This is a genomic window from Arsenicicoccus bolidensis DSM 15745 (genome assembly GCF_000426385.1).
Classification (GTDB): domain Bacteria; phylum Actinomycetota; class Actinomycetes; order Actinomycetales; family Dermatophilaceae; genus Arsenicicoccus; species Arsenicicoccus bolidensis.
The window spans coordinates 21593-40305 of the sequence record NZ_AUFG01000033.1 but is presented as its reverse complement, the minus strand read 5'-3'; the positions used below and the strand labels follow the sequence as shown (position 1 = coordinate 40305).

General features: G+C 72.7%; 19 protein-coding genes. 5 read left to right on the top strand and 14 right to left on the bottom strand.

What is annotated here, in order from left to right; all coding sequences use genetic code 11:
* The 8 genes from K313_RS23170 to K313_RS0115175 all read right to left on the bottom strand — a co-directional run.
* A partial coding sequence (locus K313_RS23170) for a transposase (RefSeq protein ID WP_205621887.1) occupies positions 1 to 204 on the bottom strand: 204 nt, incomplete at its 3' end.
* Positions 205 to 534: 330 nt separating this feature from the next.
* On the bottom strand, positions 535 to 1557 hold the full coding sequence (locus K313_RS0115205) for a nitronate monooxygenase (protein ID WP_029212328.1): 1023 nt from the start codon (positions 1555 to 1557) through the stop codon (positions 535 to 537).
* A 175-nt stretch (positions 1558 to 1732) separates the two neighbouring features.
* Complete coding sequence (locus K313_RS21365; protein ID WP_240483995.1) at positions 1733 to 1939, bottom strand: PspC domain-containing protein; 207 nt, start codon at positions 1937 to 1939, stop codon at positions 1733 to 1735.
* Positions 1940 to 2033: 94 nt separating this feature from the next.
* Positions 2034 to 3101, bottom strand: coding sequence for a sulfate/molybdate ABC transporter ATP-binding protein (locus tag K313_RS0115195; RefSeq protein ID WP_029212327.1), 1068 nt, complete (start codon positions 3099 to 3101; stop codon positions 2034 to 2036).
* Positions 3098 to 3907, bottom strand: a complete 810-nt coding sequence (locus K313_RS0115190) for an ABC transporter permease (RefSeq protein ID WP_019286670.1) — start codon at positions 3905 to 3907, stop codon at positions 3098 to 3100. Before K313_RS0115190 ends, K313_RS0115195 begins: the two co-directional genes overlap by 4 nt.
* Entirely contained in the window at positions 3904 to 4788 is an 885-nt protein-coding gene (gene modA, locus K313_RS0115185) for a molybdate ABC transporter substrate-binding protein (RefSeq protein WP_029212326.1), read from the bottom strand. Before modA ends, K313_RS0115190 begins: the two co-directional genes overlap by 4 nt.
* A gap of 8 nt (positions 4789 to 4796) precedes the next feature.
* Complete coding sequence (locus K313_RS0115180) at positions 4797 to 5201, bottom strand: TOBE domain-containing protein (RefSeq protein ID WP_019286673.1); 405 nt, start codon at positions 5199 to 5201, stop codon at positions 4797 to 4799.
* Positions 5202 to 5270: 69 nt separating this feature from the next.
* Positions 5271 to 6575, bottom strand: coding sequence for a saccharopine dehydrogenase family protein (locus K313_RS0115175; protein WP_084412911.1), 1305 nt, complete (start codon positions 6573 to 6575; stop codon positions 5271 to 5273).
* 192 nt (positions 6576 to 6767) lie between these two features.
* Here K313_RS0115175 and K313_RS0115170 point away from each other — a divergent pair, with 192 nt between their 5' ends.
* From K313_RS0115170 to K313_RS0115160, 3 genes are all read left to right on the top strand, one after another.
* Positions 6768 to 8273, top strand: coding sequence for a long-chain-fatty-acid--CoA ligase (locus tag K313_RS0115170; RefSeq protein WP_029212324.1), 1506 nt, complete (start codon positions 6768 to 6770; stop codon positions 8271 to 8273).
* Positions 8274 to 8453: 180 nt separating this feature from the next.
* Positions 8454 to 8762, top strand: a complete 309-nt coding sequence (locus K313_RS0115165) for a type II toxin-antitoxin system Phd/YefM family antitoxin (RefSeq protein WP_029212323.1) — start codon at positions 8454 to 8456, stop codon at positions 8760 to 8762.
* A complete protein-coding gene (locus K313_RS0115160; protein ID WP_029212322.1) occupies positions 8759 to 9325 on the top strand; it encodes a type II toxin-antitoxin system RelE family toxin in 567 nt (188 codons plus the stop codon). Before K313_RS0115165 ends, K313_RS0115160 begins: the two co-directional genes overlap by 4 nt.
* Positions 9326 to 9515: 190 nt before the next feature.
* Here K313_RS0115160 and K313_RS0115155 read toward each other — a convergent pair whose 3' ends face one another.
* Positions 9516 to 10244, bottom strand: coding sequence for a sirohydrochlorin chelatase (locus K313_RS0115155; protein ID WP_029212321.1), 729 nt, complete (start codon positions 10242 to 10244; stop codon positions 9516 to 9518).
* Positions 10245 to 10404: 160 nt separating this feature from the next.
* Here K313_RS0115155 and K313_RS0115150 point away from each other — a divergent pair, with 160 nt between their 5' ends.
* Positions 10405 to 11838, top strand: coding sequence for a sodium:proton antiporter (locus K313_RS0115150; RefSeq protein WP_029212320.1), 1434 nt, complete (start codon positions 10405 to 10407; stop codon positions 11836 to 11838).
* Positions 11839 to 12031: 193 nt separating this feature from the next.
* Here K313_RS0115150 and K313_RS21360 read toward each other — a convergent pair whose 3' ends face one another.
* Both K313_RS21360 and K313_RS0115140 read right to left on the bottom strand, forming a co-directional pair.
* Positions 12032 to 12772 (bottom strand): M15 family metallopeptidase, encoded by a 741-nt coding sequence (locus K313_RS21360; protein ID WP_084412909.1) that lies wholly within the window; start codon positions 12770 to 12772, stop codon positions 12032 to 12034.
* Positions 12769 to 14208, bottom strand: a complete 1440-nt coding sequence (locus tag K313_RS0115140) for an APC family permease (protein WP_029212318.1) — start codon at positions 14206 to 14208, stop codon at positions 12769 to 12771. The genes K313_RS21360 and K313_RS0115140 overlap by 4 nt, the downstream gene beginning before the upstream one ends.
* Before the next feature lie 173 nt (positions 14209 to 14381).
* Here K313_RS0115140 and K313_RS0115135 point away from each other — a divergent pair, with 173 nt between their 5' ends.
* A complete protein-coding gene (locus K313_RS0115135; RefSeq protein ID WP_029212317.1) occupies positions 14382 to 15050 on the top strand; it encodes a hypothetical protein in 669 nt (222 codons plus the stop codon).
* 66 nt (positions 15051 to 15116) lie between these two features.
* Here the strand turns inward: K313_RS0115135 and K313_RS0115130 are convergent, their stop codons facing one another.
* The 3 genes from K313_RS0115130 to K313_RS22585 form a co-directional block, all read right to left on the bottom strand.
* On the bottom strand, positions 15117 to 16244 hold the full coding sequence (locus tag K313_RS0115130; protein ID WP_029212316.1) for a D-alanine--D-alanine ligase family protein: 1128 nt from the start codon (positions 16242 to 16244) through the stop codon (positions 15117 to 15119).
* Between the two features lie 132 nt (positions 16245 to 16376).
* Positions 16377 to 17909, bottom strand: coding sequence for a Mur ligase family protein (locus tag K313_RS0115125; RefSeq protein ID WP_029212315.1), 1533 nt, complete (start codon positions 17907 to 17909; stop codon positions 16377 to 16379).
* A complete protein-coding gene (locus tag K313_RS22585) occupies positions 17906 to 18679 on the bottom strand; it encodes an alpha/beta fold hydrolase (RefSeq protein WP_029212314.1) in 774 nt (257 codons plus the stop codon). The genes K313_RS0115125 and K313_RS22585 overlap by 4 nt, the downstream gene beginning before the upstream one ends.
* Positions 18680 to 18713 lie beyond the last annotated feature (34 nt).

Below are 18713 nucleotides of genomic sequence, written 5' to 3'. Positions count from 1 at the left end.
CGTCAGCAGCTTCGGGCGGCTGCCGTTGCGCTCGGTGGTCCGCCCCGGTGCGCGCTCGTACCGGGCGGCGCCGATCACCTGCGCGGCCTCGGTCTCGATCAGCTCTTGCAGGACCATGCGCACGGACTCGCGCACCAGGTCCACGCCCTCGCCGGCGCGAAGTGCGTCCAGCAGGTCGGACACGGCAGACTGGGGAAGGGTCATCGGTGAGATCTCCTCTGGTGAGTACTTGGCGGTACACACCGAGCATCTCGCCGATGACCCCTCTACGTCAGGGAGCCACACCCACTCCCCAAACCCCACCACTCCACGGGACTCTTACCCTTCCGGACGACCCGAACTGAGCTCCCAGCTCACGACGCGCCGCGCACACGCCCCGAAAGCCCCTCCAGACGACCCGAACTGAGCCCCCAGCTCACAACGCGCCGCCGGGAGCGCCCCTCCACCTCCGACATCGTGAGTGCTTGGGCCAAGAATGTTGGAGAAAACACTCACGATCCTGGCTCAGGGGGCGGGGCTGCTGGGCGGAGCGGGTCAGGGGGCGAGGGACGCGATCACGTCGGCCGCGGGTGCCTCGGAGCATGCCTGCCAGCCCGCCCCGGCCCATAGCGACACGCCCTGCGGGTCCCCGGCGGCGGCAGCGGCGGCCCGCAGCGGCTTGGTGAGCTGGTCGACCTGCGGGAACACCGATGGCGCGTCCCCGTCATGGGCCTCGACGAAGGCGTTGCGCAGCCCCCGCGCGGGACGTCCTGAGAAGGCCCGCGTCACCACGGCCGACGCCCCCGGCAGCCGCAGCCCCGCCCGGTGCGCCGCCGACGTGCCGGCTTCGGGCGTCAGCAGCAGCGCCGTGCCGACCTGCACGCCCACGGCCCCGGCGCCGAGCAGCCGCCTCACGTCACCTGCGGTGGCCACGCCGCCCGCGGCGACGCACGCCACGCCGAGGCCGGTCACCAGCGGCAGCAGGCCGAGCGCGTCGAGACGGTTGGGCTCGTCCTCGACCCGGTGCGTCGAGCGGTGCCCGCCCGCGTCGAACCCCTGCACGACCAGCACGTCCACGCCCAGCGCGGCAGCGTGCGCGGCCTCGTCCTCGCTCGTGACGGTGACCCACACCTCGCTGCCGACCTCCTGCAGCGCCCCGACGACCTCGGGCGAGGGGAGCCCGAACGTGAACGAGACCATCGCCACCGGTTCGACGAGGGTGAGCAGGGCGATCTTGTCGTCATACGCGTCGGTGTCGGACCAGTCCGGCTCGGGGAGGACGACACCCAGCCGCTCGGCGTCCGCCTGCAGCGCAGAGCGATAGGCCTCGACGGCCTCCGCCCCATGGGCCCGCACGGACCCGGAGGGCACGAACACGTTGACCCCGAACGGCAGGTCACCCACCAGGTCGTGGGTCTCGGCGATCTGGTCCGCGACCTGTGCCGGAGCCTTGTAGCCGGCGGCGAGGAATCCCGTGCCGCCGGCGTTGCAGCAGGCCCCCACGAGAGCGGGGTTCGAGGGGCCACCCGCCATGGGTGCGGCGACGAGCGGGAGGTCCAGCGTCTCGATCAGGCTCATGCGCCCAGCCTGGCAGACCTGATCTCACCTCGCCGACTGGTCACTTCCCGCCATCGGGAAGTGACCAGTCGGCGGGAAGTGACCAGTCGGAGACGCAGGACCGCCGAGTGGTCACGTCCGTACGTCCCCCTCAGTCGCACGGAAGTGACCACTCGGCGGTGGCCTGGGGCGAGGATCAGTCCTCGGGCATGAGGATCATCAGGGCGAGGTAGACCAGCACCTGCGACCCGGGGATGATCAGCGACGCGACGAAGACGAGACGCACGATGTTGGCCTCGACGCCCAGCTTGCGGCCGATGCCGGCGCAGACGCCCATGGCGATGCGTCCGGAGCGGGGGCGGGTGAGGCCGTTCTTGCGCATGGCGGCGTAGATCGAGTTCACGGGTGTCCTCCTCGGTTGTGGATGTGGCTCCAGCCTGGCCGACGCCGGGCCGCCCCGCCATGAGGGTCACCCCTGATCCGACCCCGTCCGACCCTCAGGGTGCGGGCAGGATCCGCACAGCCTGAGCCTTGACGGCCAGGGTGACGGGGCTGCCGGGCCGCAGCCCGAGCTGGGCGCAGGCGAGGGCGGTGACGTCCGCGCCGACGCGCACCCCGGAGGGGGTCCGGGCACAGAGGCGGACGGCGCCTGCGTGGGTGGCCAGCTCGGTGACGAGGGCCGGTATGACGGTCCGCGGGCTGCCGGTCACGGGTCCGACGTGCACGGCGACGTCGGCCGGATCGCACAGGGCCACCGCCTCTGCGCCGACCGGCAGGTCGCCACGACCGTGGACGACGAGGCCGTCGGGCAACCGCACCTGGCCGGGGGCCATGACCACGCCGCGCAGGAGGTTTCGGCCGACGAACCGCGCCGCGAAGGGGCTGCGGGGTGCGTCGAGCAGCTCGACGGCGGGGCCTCGCTCCGTGACCCGGCCCGCCTCGACGACGGTGACGTCGTGCGCGAGCGACACGACGTCGAGCAGGTCGTGGGTGACGAGCAGGACGCGGGTCGCGCTGCCGTGCAGCAGGTCTCGCAGGACGTGCCGCACGTCGGCGGCGACCTCGACGTCGAGGGCGGACAGGGGTTCGTCGAGCAGGAGCAGGTCGGGCTGGACGGCGAGCGCGCGGGCGAGGGCGACGCGCTGCGCCTGGCCGCCGGACAGCTCGGAGCCGCGGCGTCGGGCCAGGTGGGCGATGTCGAGGCGCTCGAGCCACTCGTCTGCGCGCACCCCCGCCTCGCGCCGCGGGATCCCCTGGGCGCGCAGCCCGAAGGCCACGTTGCCGCGCACGTCCAGGTGGGGAAAGGCGAGGGGGTCCTGGCCGAGCAGGGCGACGCGGCGCCGGTGCGGCGGCAGCCAGGTGCCGGCGTCGGTGTCGACGAGGACGCGGTCGCCGAGGACCACGCGGCAGCGGTGGGGCCGCAGCAGGCCGGCGACGACCTCGAGGACCGTGGACTTGCCCGCACCGTTGGGGCCGACGAGGGCGGACACCCCTGCCCCGTCGAAGGTCTCGTCGATGACGACCCCGCGCTCAGGGACCTCCACGCGCACCTGGAGGGCCGTCACGCGACACGCTCCCGCGCACTGGGACGGTGCACGAGCCCGACGACGACCCCGGCGACGACGACCAGGACGAGCGAGAGCGCCACGGCCGCAGCGGGATCCGTCTCGCGCTGGAGATAGACCTCGAGCGGGAGCGTGCGGGTGACGCCCTGCAGCGACCCGGCAAAGGTCAGCGTCGCGCCGAACTCGCCCAAGGAGCGGGCGAAGCACAGCACCGTCCCCGACAGCAGCCCCGGCAGCACGAGCGGGAGGGTCACGCGGCGCAGCACCGTCGTCGGTGAGGCCCCCAGCGTCGCCGCCACGGTCTCGTAGCGCTCCCCCGCCGACCGCAGCGCCCCCTCGAGGGACACGACGAGGAACGGCAGCGCCACGAACGCCTGCGCGAGGACCACCGCCGTCGTCGTGAATCCCACCTGTATGCCGAGCAGCTCGAGGTGCTGCCCGAGCAGCCCGCGCCGCCCGAAGGTCAGCAGCAGCGCCAGCCCGCTCACCACCGGCGGCAGCACCAGCGGCAGCAGGACGAGGGCCCGCAGAACGCCGAGACCGGGCAGTCGGGTGCGGGCCAGGACGAGCGCGAGCGGCACCCCGAGGACGAGGCACAGCGCGGTGCTGGCGAGCGCGGTGCGCAGACTCAGCCCCAGCGCCGCGAGCGAGGACTCGCTGGTCACCAGCTCGACGAAGCGCGACCGGTCGACCTGGGCCAGCATCGCCACGAGCGGCAGCAGCACGAACGCCGCTCCCGCGAGCGCCGGCAGCCAGGCCCACCAGGGCAGGCGGCCGGCCTCGACGCGAGGACCCCTGCGGCTCACGGCTTCTGGAACCCGGTCTCGGTCAGCACCGCCCGGCCCTGCGGACCGGTCACGAGGTCGACGAAGGCCTGGGCGTCGGCGCCGCGCGCCGTCGCCGTGACGGCGATGGGATAGGTGTTGACGGCGGCGGAGGCCTCGGGGAGCGGTATGACGCGCACCGCGGAGCCCGCCGACCGCGCGTCCGTGGCGTAGACGATGCCGGCATCCGCCTGGCCCGCCCGGACCTTGCCGAGGACGTCGGTCACCGACTGCTCCTCGCTGACGGGCTTGAGCGTGACGCCCGAGGACCTCTCGACGCGCTCGGTCGCGGCGCCGCAGGGCACCGGGGGCGCGCACACGACGACGGACACCCCGTCCCGCGCGAGGTCGGCGAGGCGGGTGACCTGCCGGGGGTTGTCAGGCGGGGTCACGATCGTCAGCGTGTTGGTGGCGAAGGGGCGCGGCTCGGCGCCGAGCAGGCGTGCGCCGAGCGCCTTGGTCATGGTGCGCTCGTCGGCGGTCGCCAGCACGTCGGCCGGCGCCCCCTGCTCGAGCTGGGCCACGAGGTCGCTGGACCCGGCGAAGCTGAAGGACACCGTCGAGCCGGGGTGCGCGCGTTCGTACTCCGCGCCGAGCCGGGTGAAGGTCTGCCGGAGGCTGGCGGCGGCGAAGACCGTGAGCGTCCGCGTCGCCCCAGCCGTCGCCGAGCCGGAGGAGCCAGAGCCCGAGGAACCCGCGCCCGAGGACCCGGCGCTCCTGCCCGAGGCGCCGGACCCCGACGCGGCGCTCCCGCTCGGGCCGGTGGCGGCCCCGCACGCGGATACGGCGAGGACCGGTGCGGCGAGCACGGAGGCGGCGACCAGCGCGGTGCGGGTCAGGGGTGTGCGACGCGCGGTCGGCATACGGCCGGTCACGACTGCCCCGCCGGGGTCTCGACGATCACCGTGGTCGCCTTGACGACGGCCACGGCCACGCGCCCGGGCTCGAGCCCGAGCGTCTCCGCCGAGCGGCGGCTCATCAGGGAGACCATCGTGAACGGGCCGCACTGCAGGGACACCTCGGCCATGACGCCGTCCGCGACGACCTCCGTCACCAGCCCGACGAGGCGGTTGCGGGCCGAGGAGCCGACCCCGAGCACGTCGGGGAGCTCGGCCGCCTGCTCGCGGGCGAGGCGGGCGAGGTCCGGCCCGTCCACGACGAGGCGCCCTGACGCGTCCTTGCCGGCGCCGAGCTGGCCCTGGTCGACCCACCGCCGCACGGTGTCGTCGCTGACCCCGAGCAGCGCGGCGGCGTCCTTGATGCGGATGCGTTCCACGACGAGCCTCCCATCCTGACCGCAGATGCGGACAGGACCGAGCATAGCCGCCGCAGATGCGGCGCTCAGTCAGGCTCGGCGGGTCTCGATGGTGAAGCCCTGGTCGACCAGGCGCGCGGCATAGATCTCGCCCAGCCCGGTGGCCGGGGTGAGGACACCCGCGATCTCGGGCAGGCGCGGCCGGTCGAGGACCAGGGCCAGCGCGGCCTCGCCGATCATCACGGCGGTGCCGTCGTAGCCCGGGTCGAACGGCGCCGACACGGTGGTGACGTAGCGAGCGCCCGTCGTCGTGGTCGCGTGGACCTCCATGACGAACTCACCCGCGGCGCGGGACTTCTCGCTCGGACCCTCGCCCGGCGAGGGCAGCACCCGGTCCACGACCTGCCGCAGCCCGGGGGTGGAGAAGCCCGTGACCAGCGCCGGCATGACGGCGGCCATCGCGACCGCCTTGAGCGGCGCAGCGCCCTTGCGCCCGGTGTCCACGACCTCGCGGTAGCGCATCCCCCGGCCGTACCTCCACCCCGCGAGCGCGTTGCTGCGTCGCACGATCTGACCGTTGTAGGCGCCCATGAAGAACGGCGCCGCCCAGGACCCGGTATCGGCGCTGCGCTCGAGCCACACCTGGCCGATGCGGCCGACCGGCTCCGGCTCGGCGTCGCGGTCGGGGCTCAGGGCATAGGGGTCGATCGCCACGCGGACCTTGGACCGGTCGCCCCGCATCGTGTCGACCTGCACCCGCATGGAGTCCAGGGTCCCGCCGCTGAAGCCGCCCCGCATGCGCCGGACGTGCAGCGTCGTCTCGAGCAGCGTGCCCTCGCCGTCCTCGTGCGCCTGGTCCGCGGTGAGCAGCACCCCGAGGTCGGACGGCACGGAGTCGAAGCCGCACGAGTGCACGACCCGCGCCCCCGAGTCCCGCGCCGCCTCGTCGAAGCGGTCGATCGAGTCGCGGACGAAGAGGGTCTCGCCGGTCAGGTCGACGTAGTCCGTGCCCAGCTCGGCGCAGACCCCGACCAGCGGCAGACCGTGCCGGGCGTAGGGGCCGACGGTGGTCAGGACGACGCGGGTGCGCAGCGCCATCGCGGCCAGGGACCCCACGTCGTCGGAGTCGGCCACGACGATCGGCCAGTCGGCTGCCCGCGGCGGCAACCCGGCCCGCACCGCCTCGAGCCGGTCGGCGGAGCGTCCGCCGAGGGCGATCCGCAGGTCGTCCGGCGCGTGCCGGGCCAGGTGGCCGGCGATCAGGCCTCCGACATACCCGGTCGCGCCGTAGACGACGACGTCCAGCTCACGATCCGTGCTCGACTGGCTCGACAGGCTCGACTGGCTCGACTGGCTCGCAGCGCTGGTTGCGGTCTCGGGGCTCGTGCTGCTCATGCGGGGCACCTCTCGGTCGACGACGACGGGCAGGTCAGGGCCTCGATCCCACCACGCCCGCCGACCCAGGGACAACCACCGCGCCCGGCCCTCGGACGGTCTATGGACGCCGGGAACCCCTTCGCCTACGCTCGGGTAGCCCTCGCCCCCGAGGGTGACCACCGCCCCGTGCAACGCCGCCAGGAGCATCCGATGGCCAACCTCGCCCAGATCCTCACCGACACCGCGTCCCGCCACGGGGACCGGATCGCCCTCCGGCAGGACGAGGAGGAGCTCACCTACGCCGAGCTCGACCAGCGCGTCGCCCTCGCCGCGGGGTGGCTTCGCTCTCAGGGTGTCGGACCCGGTGACCCGGTCGTGCTGAGCCTGCCCAACATCACGGCGTTCGTCATCGCCTACTACGGGATCCTGCGCGTCGGCGCCGTCGTGGTCCCCATGAACCCGCTGTTCAAGCCGCGCGAGGTGGCCTACTACCTGCAGGACTCGGGGGCGCGTCTGATCATCGCCGCCACCCCCGACGCCGCGGAGGGGGCCGAGGAGGCCGGCGCGACCTTCGTGCCCGTGACCGAGCTGTCCGGGCTGCTCGCGGCCGCCGAGCCGATCGCCGGGGTCGTCGACCGCGACGACGAGGACACCGCCGTCATCCTCTACACCTCCGGCACGACCGGCCGTCCCAAGGGCGCCGAGCTCCGTCACCGCAACCTGCTGAGCAACGCCGAGGTCTGCGGCCGCACCCTCCTGCAGCTCACCCACGAGGACACCGTCGTGGGGTGCCTGCCGTTGTTCCACGTCTTCGGCATGAGCTGCGCCATGAACACCGCGACCATCGCCGGCGCGACCCTGACCCTGATCCCGCGGTTCGCTCCGGACAAGGCCCTCGAGGTCATCGAGCGCGACCGGGCCACGCTCTTCGAGGGTGTGCCGACCATGTATGCCGCGATGCTGCCGAGCGCCCGCGCCACCACCGCCGCCGGTGGGACGGTGCCCGACCTGTCCTCCCTGCGCACCTGCATCTCCGGCGGGTCCTCCCTGCCCGTCGAGGTGCTGCGGGCGTTCGAGGAGACCTTCGACGCGATGATCCTCGAGGGCTACGGACTGTCCGAGACGTCACCCGTCGCGTCCTTCAACCACCCGGAGCGGGTGCGCAAGCCGGGATCGATCGGCACTCCGATCGAGGGCGTCGAGATGGACCTGCGCACCCCCGAGGGCGAGCCGGTGCCCGAGGGCGAGATCGGCCAGATCGTCATCAAGGGCGCCAACATCATGCGCGGCTACTGGGGCCGGCCCGACGCCACGGCCGAGGCCATCCAGGACGGCTGGTTCCGCTCCGGGGACCTTGGGCGGCGGGACAGCGACGGCTACTACTACATCGTCGACCGGGCCAAGGACATGATCATCCGTGGCGGCTACAACGTGTACCCGCGCGAGGTCGAGGAGGTGCTCTACGAGCACCCCGGCATCCTCGAGGCCGCCGTCGTGGGGCAGCCGCACGAGCACTACGGCGAGGAGGTCGCGGCCTTCGTCGCCCTCAAGCCCGAGTCGGGGCTGGCCGCCGACGACGCCACGGCCGAGGAGCTGCGCGAGTTCTGCAAGGCCCGCCTCGCGGCCTACAAGTACCCCCGCCACATCAGCTTCGTCGACGCCCTGCCCAAGGGCGCCACGGGCAAGATCCTCAAGCGGGAGCTCCCCACCTCCTGACGGCGCGTCCGCCGCGGGCCCGTCGGGCGCTCCTGTCGGGCGCTCATGTCGGGCGCTCATGTCGGGCGGGGTGAGGCCGAGGGGACGCAGATGTCGCGTCGCGCGGCGTGTCGCACGCATCTGCGTCCCCTCGACGTCCAGGCGTGGTCACGACTGCCCAGAATTCTGTACAGTAGAGACATGGCCGTCCTCACGATCACCGAAGCCGCCTCGGCCGGCATCTCCACGCTCGTCCGCCGCGCCGAGGCCGGCGAGGGAGTGACGCTGTCGCGTCACGGCCGCGTGGTGGCCGAGGTGGTGCCCGAGCACGAGATCGAGGCCCTGCGCCGGGATCGCGAGACGCTGCGGGAGGCGGCTCTCGTCATGGCGCGGCTCGCGACGGACTCCGGCGCCCGCACCGATCTCGACGAGGCGATCGAGCAGTTCGGCCTGACCCGAGCCGAGCTCGAGGCTGAGCTCGCGCTCGACATCACCGCGCGCCAGGCATGACCGACGGCCCGGGCCGCCGGTGCGTCGTCCGTCTGACCGACGATGCGGTGGACGACCTGCGCCGGCTGCACAAGAAGGATCCCCGCATCGTCCGGGCGGCCTTCACCAAGATGCTCCTGCTCGAGCGCTCCCCCGACGCCGGCGAGCCGCTGCTCGGTCCCCTCGTCGGGTTCCGCAAGCTCGTGGTCGGCGACCGGGACTGGCGCATCATCTGGCGAGTCACCCGCGACGCCGACGGGACCACGGTCCTGGAGGTCTCCGAGGTGTGGGCCGTGGGGGCTCGCGCGGACAGCGAGGTCTACGCCGAGCTGCGCGAACGCCTCGAGCGCATGGGAGACGCCCCCGAGCTGCGCCCCCTGGCAGCGGTGGTGGCGTCGATGGGGCGCCTCTACGAATCCACCCCCGTCACACCGGAGCCCGCTCCCGCGCCGGACCTGCCCCCATGGCTCCAGACAGCGTTGCGCGCCGAGCTGCACGTGACGGACCAGGAGATCGCGGGCCTGTCTCCCCTCGAGGCCCAGCGCCTGCTGACGCAGCACTGGTCGCGCCCGCCCACCTCCTGACGGTGCGTCCGCGGGGGCCCGTCGGGCGCTCATGTCGGGCGCTCATGTCGGGCGGGGTGAGGCCGAGGGGACGCAGATGTCCCATCGGGCGGCGTGTCGCACGCATCTGCGTCCCCTCGACGCCCGACGCCCGACGCCCGAGGCGCGCGGTGCGCGAGGTCGGCGGAGACACGACTCGACCAGTGCCCGCTCAGGCGGACGCGGCCATCGACGTCCAGGTGTGGTTGCGGTTGCGGCCGAGCGTATGCCGGTACGCCGCCGCCAGCCGGCCCGCCACCTCGTGCGTCGGCCCGATCGGGTCGAGGACGGGCACGGGCAGGTGCTGCACGGTCTGGCGCAGCCGCACGGTGAACGACCCGGTGACCAGCTCCCACGGCACCACCGCGACGTGACCCCGCGTGCGGGACCGGTGGTGGCGGACCTGCTCCTCCAGACGGTCCGCGTGGCAGGGGATGACGCGGGCCGGGGTCTGGGCCTGGATCGTCATACCGGCCCAGGCGAGCGAGACCTCCACCTCCGACTCCCAGCCGAACGGCGCGACCACCAGGCAGACGTCCTCCGGCGAGTCGAGGCCCTGGTCGAGCAGGCGGCGCCCGAGCGCCGTGGCGATCGTCCCGTCCGTCCCGAGGGCGCTCGCCACGACCGCGCCGCTGCCGGCCCGGGCCAGCTCGGTCTGGATCTCGTGCAGGAGCTGACGCTGCGGCGTGAGCGAAAGGGGCACGACCACGGTGGGGGCGGTGGACGTCGAGTCGAGGTGGCAGGCCAGGCGCTGGGGCGTGGCGAGACGGAGGTCCACGCCGCGCAGCTGCTCACCCGCGCGGGAGAGCAGCACGAGGAGCGGGGAGCGCTCCATCGGGGCGATGCGGGCGACGCCGATCACGGTGGGACGGTAGGTCGAAGGCATGGTGAGGCCGGTCACACCTGTGACGCTACGCGCCGAAGATCACGGCTCGGTGTTGTTGATGTTTCGGGCACTTTTCGGCGTGGATCGTCATGCGGACCGGTGGATGGAGTCGCTGCGCGCGCTGCGGGATCCCCTCCCTAGACTGGCGGTTCGCGGACCCAGGAGGTGCGGTCACATGCAGGTGGCGTGGTGGGGACTCATCCCCTTCGTGACGATGCTGCTGTCCATCGCGGTGCTGCCGCTGCACCCCGTGACGGCGCACCACTGGGAGCGACCCAAGGTGCAGGCGGCGGTCGCGCTCGGGCTCGGGCTGCCGACGGCGCTGTGGGTGGTGCTCGCCGGCGAGCACGCGCTCGTCTGGCACGCCCTGCTGGAGTACGCCCAGTTCATCACCCTGCTGCTGTCGCTGTTCGTCGTCGCGGGCGGGCTCTTCCTCGCCGGTGACATCCGCGCGACGCCCCGCAACAACACCGCGTTCCTGGCCGTCGGCGGGGTCCTGGCGAGCTTCATCGGCACCACCGGCGCCGCGATGCTCCTGATCCGCCCGCTGCTCAACACCAACTCCGAGCGTCGCCACAAGGTCCACACGATGGTCTTCGCGATCTTCGTCGTCGCCAACTGCGGCGGCCTGCTCACCCCGCTCGGCGACCCGCCGCTGTTCCTCGGGATGCTGCGCGGCGTCCCCTTCACCTGGACCTTCTCGCTCGCCCCCGAGTGGCTCTTCGTCAACGCGCTGCTGCTCGTCACCTACTACGGCGTCGAGCGGCGGGCCTACCGCGACGAGCAGGCGGCCGACCTCGAGGCGGACGAGGCCCAGCAGACCCCCCTCGGCCTGCACGGCCGGGCCAACATCGTCTGGCTGGCCGTGATCGTCGCCGCGGTGGCCTTCCTGCCGTCGGTCGACGTCCACGCCATCGAGTCCGGGCACGTCGGCGTCCTGCAGCTGGTCCCCTGGCGCGAGCTGGTGATGCTCGGGGCGGCGGGCGCGTCATACCGGCTGGGAGACAAGCGGACCCGCTTCGAGGACAACGGGTTCACCTGGGCGCCGATCGTCGAGGTCGCGGCGCTGTTCATCGGCATCTTCCTCACGATGATCCCGGCGCTGCGCTTCCTGCGGCAGGTCGCGCCGTCGCTGCCGCTCGGCGAGGTCACCTTCTTCCTCTTCAGCGGTGGCCTGTCCGCGGTCCTCGACAACGCCCCGACCTACGCGACCTTCTTCGAGATGGCCTCGCAGCTGCCCGGCGAGCCGCGCGTCGCCAACGTGCCCGAGCTCTACCTCACCGCCATCTCGCTCGGGTCCGTGCTGTGCGGCGCGATCACCTACATCGGCAACGGCCCCAACTTCATGGTCAAGTCCGTCGCCGAGAACGCCGGGGTCACCATGCCCAGCTTTGGCGGGTATGTCGTCCGCGCCCTGCGATGGCTGGTCCCCGTACTGGCCGCGATGGTGCTGGTCTTCATCGCCGACCCGCTGTGGTGCCACCTGCTCGGCTGGGCCCTCGCCGCGGCGATCGCGACGCGCGGCCTGCTGTCCCTGCGCCTGCCCCTCACCCCCGCGGCGGACGACAGCACGGCGTCAGCCGGGGCTGAGCGTCCTGGTCGTCGCTGACGGCGCGATCGACCGCGCCCTACGTGACAAAGGTGCTGCCCCGCCGCACCTTGGTCGCACCCAGCGCCCCCATGCGTGACCAAGCTGCTGTCCCGACGCACCTTGGACGCACCGGGCACCGCCATGTGTGGCAAAGGTGCTGCCCCGACGCACCTTGGACCGTGCGCGTCAGCGCACGGATCGATCGACCCCGTTAGGGGGTCTCCACCGGCGCGTAGATCGTGCGGTCCAGGCGGTGCTGCGCCGCCCAGCGCTGCTCGCCGTAGGACCAGTGCCACCACTCGAGCGGGTAGGGCGCGAACCCGGCGCCGGTCAGCACCTGCCCGAGCAGACGCCGCAGGTCGCGCGCCACGCGCCGATGGGCCTCGTCGTCGTCGCCCACCGACTCCAGCGCCAGCAGGTGGGCCGCGTCGTCGAAGCTGTCGAAGTCGGTGCCCAGCGCCAGCGCCACCCCCTCGTGAGCGAGCGTCAGGTCGACCGCCCCACCCGTGGTGTGCGGCGCCATGCGCGTGGAGGACGCCGGGTCGGAGACGTAGCCGTCGAGCGGCTCGCCGGTCTGCTCGCGGTAGTAGGCGAGCAGGTCGCCCTGGAACCGGGACGTCCGCCACCCGTCGAGCACGACCAGCGAGAACCCGTCCGGCAGGGCGTCCTGGGCCTGCAGGAGCCGCTCGACCACGCCGTGACGCAGCCGCATCGCGAGCGGCGCGGTCGGCAGGTCGAGCTCGCGATAGCAGTGGCGGCGGCCCAGCTCGGGCGGCAGGACCACCAGCGGCTCCCCGCACTCGCCGGCCCCGACCGTGTCCACCGCCTCCTCGGACGCGGCGGGCACCAGCGGCGGCAAGGACGGCGCGAGCGACGAGAGCACATGCAGCAGAGCAGGATCCGGGTCGGTGAGCCATGGGACTGGCGTGGGGGCCGACCGGGGGGAGGTCATGGGCGCGTCCCCCTCGACGCCTCCGGCGCCCCCTCGACCAGGGTGTCGGCGTACTCGCCGAGCAGCGCGTCCAGCGCCTCCTCGCGAGGCAGGGGGCGGCTCACGGCATACAGGATCGCGCCGAGGCCGAGCCACACCCCGAGGATGAGGTACTCCGCGGGCCAGACGAGCGAGATCCCGGTGCCCGGCCACAGGGCCATGACGATGACGAGCGCCGCCCCCAGTGCACCCACGGCCGGGATCCACGACGTCTGCAGGCGTCGGCGCGCCGCGAGGTGCGGATAACGCCGGGGCAGCGCGTACTTCGCCAGCACGACCATGATCCACACGGCGCCGAGATAGATGCCGCCGGTGTCGAGGAACCACACCACCGCCGCCTTGCCGAGCCAGCCGAGCGCCAAGGTCACCACGACGGTGAAGACCAGCGCGTTGCGCGGGGTGCCCCGGCGCGCGTCCAGCCGCGCCAGCCCGGCGGGCAGCAGCCCGGCGCGCGCCATGGCCACGACGACGCGGGAGGTCGCGATGAACAGCCCGAGGAAGCTGGTCAGCAGACCGAGGATCGCGATGGCGAACGCCCCCCACCCGAGCACCGGGAAGCCCGCGGCCTTGAACGCGTCGATCGTGCCGAGCTTCATGCCCGCGACCTCCTCCCACGGCATGACCCACGCGCTCGACAGCAGGACGAGGCAGTAGAAGGTGCCCGCCAGCAGGACCGTCCAGATGACGGCGCGCGCGATCCGTCGCGGCGGCAGGTCGGCGTCCTCGGCGAGCACCGCGACCAGTCCGAAGCCCGCCATGTAGGTCATCCCCGGCACCACGAAGCGCAGCGTGTCGGTGAGGGCGTTGTGGTCGGCGGCATACGGCGGCCAGAAGTTGCCGGGTGAGCCGGCGGCGAACCCGACCACCACCAGGGCCAGCCCGATCACCACCATCGCCGCGAACAGCACGACCTGCACCTGCGCGCCGACCTCCACGCCCCACCAGTTGAGGGCGAAGAGCAGCAGCGTCAGCGCCACCCCGGCGATCAGCACGGGCGCCGTGACCGCCTCCCCGTTGATGGAGTAGAGCGGGTGCTCCTCCATCACCGGCATGAACTTGCCGAGCAGCAGCCCGAAGGCCGTGACGTAGAAGGCGAGGCTCGACACGTAGGCACCGATCAGCATCCACCCCGTCAGGAAGCCCGCGGGCCGCCCGAGGATCGTGAACGAGTAGACGACCTCCCCACCCGCGCGCGGGAACAGCGTGGTCAGCTCCGCGTAGGCCAGCGCCACGCACGCCGCCAGCAGCGTCCCGATGGCGAGGCCGAAGATCATGCCGCCCGCGCCGTACTGCTCGAAGAACGCCGAGTTGGTGTAGATCCAGCTCGACCCGATGACCCCCGCCACCCCCAGCGCGATCAGCGGTAGGAACCCGAGGGTCTTCTTGAGCTCGGCCATGAGGGTGCCTCACCTTCGTCGGGGACAGGAGCCGTCTGGCGAGAAGCCGCCACCTCCGTCATACTCCATCGTGGCTGCCGTGGCCACCCCCATCTGCCGGGTCCTGGACACGGGCGCCGGTGGTTCCCCCTAGGCTCGACGGGTCACAGCAGATCGATCGAGGGGGAAGTCTCGTGCGTCGCACGCTCGTCATCACCACCATCGCCGCCACCGCGCTGGGTCTCAGCGCGTGCGGGGGCGCACCCAAGGACCTGTCCCAGGACATGGCCAAGTCGTCCATGCTGGAGGCGGGGGACCTGCCCGACGGCGGCTGGGAGGCCGGCTCCGTGGACGAGACCAAGCCCAAGCAGGACGACAAGTCGGCCGAGCAGATCTTCAAGAATGCCAAGGACGTCCCGCAGGCCTGCAAGGACGCGATGAACGCCATGAGCACGATGTCGGCCGACAACCCGTCGTCCTACGCCAAGCGCAGCTTCGCCAAGGGCAGCGGCACGGACAAGACCCAGGTCGAGGTGGTTGTGGAGACGCTCGGCAAGGCCAAGGACGTGCCGGCGCAGCTGACCAAGGTGGCGGACTCCTGCAAGACGATCAAGATGGGGACCGGGGCCGTGTCGATCGACCTCAAGATGAGCTCGCCGAAGCTCGAGACCAAGGACGCCAAGGGCCTTCAGATGTCGGCCGAGGCGATGGGGCAGAAGATGGCGGTCTCGATGGGCGCCGTGAACCGCGGCAACAACCTCGTGGTCGTGCAGACCCAGGGCACGGACGTCGACAGGGCCAACAAGCTCGTCGACACCGTCCTCGGCAAGCAGGCCGACAAGGTCGAGAAGGCAGCCGGCTGATCCGGGCGCCGTATGCCGAAGCCCCTCACCGCGACGAGCAGCGGTGGGGGGGTTTCGGCATACGGCTCAGCGCTGGGGGCCGAGCCCGGTCAGCTTGCCGGAGATGCCGCCGGCCGCGCGCAGCGCCGCGCCCTCCTCGAAGGAGGCGGTCGGCACACGCCGGTTGGCGGTCTTGGCCTCCTCGACCATGGCGAGCAGGAGCCTGCCTGGGTCCTCGTCGGGCCACAAGTAGAGCGCCATCGCGCCGGGGATCGAGTTGACCTCGTTGACGTAGATGTCGGTGCCGTCGGTGAGGAAGTCGAGGCGGTTGATGCCGGTCAGGCCGGTGAGCTGCTGGACCTGGCGGGCGAGCTCGCGGGCCTGCGCCTCGAGCGCCGGGTCGATCTGCGCGGGTAGCTCACGCGGCGCGGAGGTCATGCCGTCGGCCCCGCCGCCCATGTACTTGCCGGCGTAGTCGTAGATCGCGCCGCCCTCCTTGCGCAGGGGCTTCTCGATCAGCGAGGTCTTGAACTGCGGGGCGGTGGTGAAGGAGATGTTGAGGTCCCACAGGTCGTCGCGGTAGGGCTCGACGACCGCGCCGGCGCGCATGTGCAGGCTGGACTTGAGCAGGGCGAGGGCCGTGTCGTAGTCCTCGACGACCTCGATGCCGATCGACGAGCCACCGAAGCGCGGCTTGACGATGTAGGGCCCCTCGAAGCTGGGCCGGAAGTCCGGGGAGACGATCTCGCGGCGCAGCGCCGGGACGCCCGCGTCGGCCATCAGTGCGCCGAAGGCCAGCTTGTCCATGCCGAGCGCCGCCGCGGCCGGGGACGAGCCCGACGCCGGGACCCCGAGCAGCTCGAACAGTGCCTGCGTCCCGCCCGACTCACCGGCGCCGCCGTGCAGGGCGAGCAGCACCGAGCCGAGGTCGAGGGTCTTGGTGCCACGGAAGCCGGCCTTCATCTGGAAGCCGTCGTCGGCGCCGGCGCCGATCTTGAGCTCGACCCGCTGCGCCTTGGCGGGGGCGCCGTCGAGGTAGTCCCGCGCCTCGGTCTGCGGCGGCACGGCGTGCCAGCGGCCACCGCGGTCCCAGTAGAGGCACTGGACCTGGGCGCCGGCGCGCTGCAGGACGCGCTCGCACTGCAGCCCGGTGAGGATGGAGATGTCGTGCTCGGCAGACGGCCCGCCGAAGACGACGGTCACGGTCTGGGACATGGTCGTGAGACCTTTCTGCAGACGGCAGGGTGGCTACAGGCGATCGTATGCCGCTCGCCCGCCGCACGGCGGGGTGAGCGTCTCGCGGCGCGCCGCCGCCAGGTCGTGCGCTTCCAGCCCAGGCGGGCCGGGTCAGGGATAGTTGTCGGGCAGGTCGTTCTCGAAGAGGACGACGTCGCCCGCGCGGGTCTCGGGCATGATCGCGGCGGCCGCCTCCTCGCGCGAGGCGTAGGTGCGGACCTCACCCGGCTGACCCTCGGCGCCGGCGAGCAGGGCCTTCTTGTTGGTGAGCTGCGTGATGGCGAGCACCTGGTTGGGCGCTGCGGTCGCGTCGGCCCCAAAGGCGCGGTTGCGCTCGGCCTGCTGGTCGCCCAGCTCGACCATGCCGGGAGTGATGGTGTAGATGCGCCCGCCCTCGCCCACGGCCGCCCGGGCGGAGCGCAGCGCAGACGCCGCGCCGTCGGGGTTGGAGTTGTAGGTGTCGTCGATGACGGCCACGCCGCGGTCGTCGCGCTGCAGCTCGGCGCGGTGGGCGGCGCCGGGCAGGTCCACCATGAGCGGCGCAAGGGTGGCGGGGTCGACGTCGAGCGCGCGGGCGATGCCTACGGCGACGGCCAGGTTGATCGGGTGACCGGCGGCGGGCGCGTCGACCGTCGTGACCTGCGCACCGTCGACGGTGACCTCCCAGCGACCCTCGTCGACCGGAGCCACGACCACGTCGGCCCGCGCACCGGGCGTCGTCGAGCAGCGCACGACCCGCTTGACACCGTCGAGGCGGTCCGCAAGCTCAGCCAGCTCGGGCACGTCGACGTTGAGGACCGAGATCGCGGCGTCCTCGGTGATCTCGGACTTGGCGCGCACGATGGTCTCGCGGTTCTTCATCCGCTCGAGGTGGGCCTCGCCGATCGTCGTGATGGCGGCGATCGTCGGGGGAAAGACGCGGCACAGCTCGCGGATCTCGCCGGGGCCGTAGGTGCCCATCTCGGCGACGAAGACCTCGGTGCCGGGCACGAGCCGGTCGTTGACGGTGCGGGACAGGCCCATGAGGTTGTTGAACGACGCGGGTGAGGCCACGGCGGCGTGCGAGCGCGACAGCAGCTGGTTGACGTAGAGCTTGGTCGACGTCTTGCCGTAGGACCCGGTGATCGCGACGACGGTCGGGCGCAGCCGGCGCAGCTTGTCCTGGGCCTCGACGACCCACCGCTGGGCCAGCTTCTTCTCCACCGGGCGCATGATCGCCATCGCGAGGTCGACGGTGGGCACGGCGAGCAGGGCGACCACGGCGGCGGCATACGGCCCGCCGAGCAGACCGGCGGCGGCCGCGAGGACGAGCTGCAGCCCGACGGTCACGGCGGTGAGCCGCTTCATCCGGTCGGTCCAGCCGAACTTCGCGGAGCGGCCACGCACCGGCAGGCCGAGCGGCCACGCGGCGATCGCGGCCAGCCCGAGCAGCGTGGCCGGGTGGGCCCAGAGGCCACCGGCGATGCAGAGCGCGGCGGCGGCGAGCAGCAGCTGGTTGGCCGGCTTGACCCTGCTCCACAGCCCGGCCATCGCGGTGGCGCGGCCCGGCTCGTAGTGCTCGCGCTGCGCGACCCGCAGCCAGCGCGAGTCCTCGGCGGCGAGCGCGGCCGCGACGGCGGCCCAGGTGATGACGTCGAGGATCACGGCTGAGTCTCCTTCGGGGTGTCGAGCAGACGGTCCAGGGCGGTGCGCAGGTGCGCGCCCAGCTGGTCGTCCAGCAGGTGCGCCGAGCCCGCGACGACGTCCAGGTGGGCGGTGGGGCCGATCAGCTCGGCGGCGGAGCGGGCCATCGCGACCGTGGCGGCCGTGTCACCCTCGCCCCACACCATCTCGACCGGTATGCCGGCCGCGCGCACCGCCTCGAGCTCGCGCGTGTAGTCCTCGTTGACCGCCTTGACCAGGACGGTCCGCATGACGCCCTGCGCGGCGTTGTAGTCGGCGGAGCCGTACTTCTTGCGGTACTTGTCGACCACGGACTCGGGGACGATCCCGCGGGCGTGCAGGGCCTTGGCGATGCGCAGGTCGAGGGGGCCGCCCTTGCGCGCCGGGGCGCCGGACGCGTCGGGGCGCAGCAGCGGGACGCCGGTGAGCACCAGACCGCGGACGGCGTCGGGCCGCAGCCGGGCGAGGTGCATCGCCACGCGTCCGCCGAACGAGTGCCCCATCAGCACGAGCGGCGAGGCGGGGTCCAGGAGAGGCAGCAGGCTCTCGGCATACTGCTCGGTCGACCACTCGCCCTCGGGGGGAGGCGTCGCGCCGAACCCGGCGAGGTCGACCGCGACGGCGTCGTAACCACCGAGCACCGGGGCCCAGTCGTGGCGCGTGCGGGCCCAGCCGTGCATCGCGAGGACGCGAGGACTGCCGGAGCCGTGCTTCTCGGCCATGACCTGGCCGTCGAGGAGGGTTGTCAGCACCGCGACAGTCTATGGGCCTGGCCCCTGGCCTCCG

Coding starts and splice junctions, on each gene's coding strand:
- K313_RS0115205 (WP_029212328.1), bottom strand. CDS start 1,557: ATGAGCCTGATCGAGACGCTGGACCTCCCGCTCGTCGCCGCACCCATG.
- modA (WP_029212326.1), bottom strand. CDS start 4,788: ATGCCGACCGCGCGTCGCACACCCCTGACCCGCACCGCGCTGGTCGCC.
- K313_RS0115175 (WP_084412911.1), bottom strand. CDS start 6,575: ATGAGCAGCACGAGCCCCGAGACCGCAACCAGCGCTGCGAGCCAGTCG.
- K313_RS0115170 (WP_029212324.1), top strand. CDS start 6,768: ATGGCCAACCTCGCCCAGATCCTCACCGACACCGCGTCCCGCCACGGG.
- K313_RS0115165 (WP_029212323.1), top strand. CDS start 8,454: ATGGCCGTCCTCACGATCACCGAAGCCGCCTCGGCCGGCATCTCCACG.
- K313_RS0115160 (WP_029212322.1), top strand. CDS start 8,759: ATGACCGACGGCCCGGGCCGCCGGTGCGTCGTCCGTCTGACCGACGAT.
- K313_RS0115150 (WP_029212320.1), top strand. CDS start 10,405: ATGCAGGTGGCGTGGTGGGGACTCATCCCCTTCGTGACGATGCTGCTG.
- K313_RS21360 (WP_084412909.1), bottom strand. CDS start 12,772: ATGACCTCCCCCCGGTCGGCCCCCACGCCAGTCCCATGGCTCACCGAC.
- K313_RS0115140 (WP_029212318.1), bottom strand. CDS start 14,208: ATGGCCGAGCTCAAGAAGACCCTCGGGTTCCTACCGCTGATCGCGCTG.
- K313_RS0115130 (WP_029212316.1), bottom strand. CDS start 16,244: ATGTCCCAGACCGTGACCGTCGTCTTCGGCGGGCCGTCTGCCGAGCAC.